1 pseudogene is annotated in these 651 nt (G+C 54.4%); it reads left to right on the top strand.

From position 1 onward, the window contains the following. Positions 1 to 183, top strand: a pseudogene (locus tag PPOP_RS26145) (ISNCY family transposase); the annotation flags it as partial. Positions 184 to 651: the final 468 nt, after the last annotated feature.

The following is a 651-nucleotide window of genomic DNA, read 5'->3' as shown; positions in this document are numbered from 1 at the left end:
CGTACGAAAGCACATCAGCCCCGCCAACGCAGAGCCCAAGCTGGCATGCTTTGGCAGATCGATGCCACTCCTTATGCTTGGCTCGAGGATCGCGTTCCAGGCTTCTCCTTGCATGCAGCTATCGATGGTTCCGGTTTGGTCAAGCAACCATGTTTCATATACGTTCAGACCAATCGTTGCCGGCTTCGATCCGTTATGAGCCACTTGGATATAGTACGTCCCGACAGCTCGCGCGCGGTAATCCAGGACGGTACGGTCGGTTGTTCCTAAGCCTGTGCCGTTCGCATCGTAGAGGGTGATCCCGCTGCCAGATCGGGCCGCGATGGTATAGTCGGTTCCGCCTTCCAGTGACACTTGGTAGTACGCGCTTTCCCCGGCCGGTACGGAGTATTCAACCGTTGTATTTACGTTTGCCGGGTAAGCATGGGCTCAGTAGCCTGAAATCGTACAGCGACTCCTCCGGGTACGTCTACCTTAAAGTAGGCACGTTCCTTAGCGGGTATTGTGCAGGTGTCTGTGTTCGTTAATTTTCCCTCACTGAACGTCGCCGGGTAGGCGTGGGCCATATCAGAACCGTCAGCGGCATGCAAGGTTGTACCTTCCCCTACTTCCAAATAATACAAACCGTCTGCTGAAGCTGTATACCATAGT

It is taken from the genome of Paenibacillus popilliae ATCC 14706, from assembly GCF_000315235.1.
Lineage (GTDB): Bacteria > Bacillota > Bacilli > Paenibacillales > Paenibacillaceae > Paenibacillus_B > Paenibacillus_B popilliae.
This window is presented reverse-complemented; position numbering and strand designations above follow the sequence as displayed.